This window comes from Plantactinospora siamensis (assembly GCF_042434095.1).
Taxonomy (GTDB): domain Bacteria; phylum Actinomycetota; class Actinomycetes; order Mycobacteriales; family Micromonosporaceae; genus KBS50.
Genome location: NZ_JBHLUE010000026.1, coordinates 705890 through 706944, shown reverse-complemented (window position 1 = coordinate 706944; position 1055 = coordinate 705890). Strand labels below are relative to the sequence as shown.

The window sequence follows — 1055 nt, the reverse complement described above, 5'->3', positions numbered from 1 at the left end:
CCTTCTCGGTCAACTGGCCACCCTCGTCGTAGCCCACGTAGCCGGGAGGCGCACCGACGAGACGGGACACCGTGTACCGGTCGTGGAACTCCGACATGTCCAACTGGATGAGCGCGTCCTCGCTGCTGAACAGGAACTCCGCGAGGGCCTTGGACAGCTCGGTCTTACCCACCCCGGACGGGCCGGCGAAGATGAACGAGCCAGACGGCCGCTTCGGGTCCTTCAGACCGGCCCGGGTCCGGCGGATGGCCCTGGCCACCGAGGACAGCGCCTCGTCCTGCCCGGCGATGGTCCGGTGGATCTCGTCCTCCATCCGCAGCAGCCGAGAGGTCTCCTCCTCGGTCAGCTTCTGGACCGGGATGCCGGTCCAGACGCCCAGCACCTCGGCGACCTGCTCGTCGTCGATGAGGCGCACCCGGTCCGCGTCCCGGCCGCCGGCCTCGGGCGGCTCCGCGAGCCGGCGGATCCGCATCCGCGCGCCCGCCTCGTCGATCAGATCGATCGCCTTGTCCGGCAGGAAGCGGTCGGAGATGTAGCGGTCGGCCAGCGTGGCCGCGGCCACCAGCGCCCCGTCGGTGATGCTCACCCGGTGGTACGCCTCGTACCGGTCCCGCAGACCGGTCAACATCTGTACGGTCTGACCGACCGAGGGCTCCGGCACGTCCACCGGCTGGAACCGCCGGTCAAGGGCGCCGTCCTTGCGGATGTACCGGCGGTATTCGTCCGAGGTGGTGGCGCCGATGGTCCGCAGCTCGCCCCGGGCCAGCATCGGCTTCAGGATGCTCGCCGCGTCGATCGCGCCCTCGGCCGCGCCCGCACCCACCAGGGTGTGGATCTCGTCGATGAACAGGATGATGTCGCCCCGGGTGCGGATCTCCTTGAGCACCTTCTTGAGGCGCTCCTCGAAGTCACCCCGGTAGCGGGAACCCGCCACGAGCAGACCAAGGTCGAGCGTGTAGAGCTGCCGATCCCTCAGCGTCTCCGGCACCTCGCCCATGATGATCCGCTGGGAGAGCCCCTCGACAACGGCCGTCTTGCCGACGCCCGGCTCCCCC

Annotated in this window: 1 protein-coding gene; it reads right to left on the bottom strand. The window is 69.9% G+C overall.

Annotated elements, in window-relative coordinates:
* On the bottom strand, nt 1-1055 hold a 1055-nt coding region (locus tag ACFFHU_RS28460), incomplete at both ends, for an AAA family ATPase (RefSeq protein WP_377343481.1).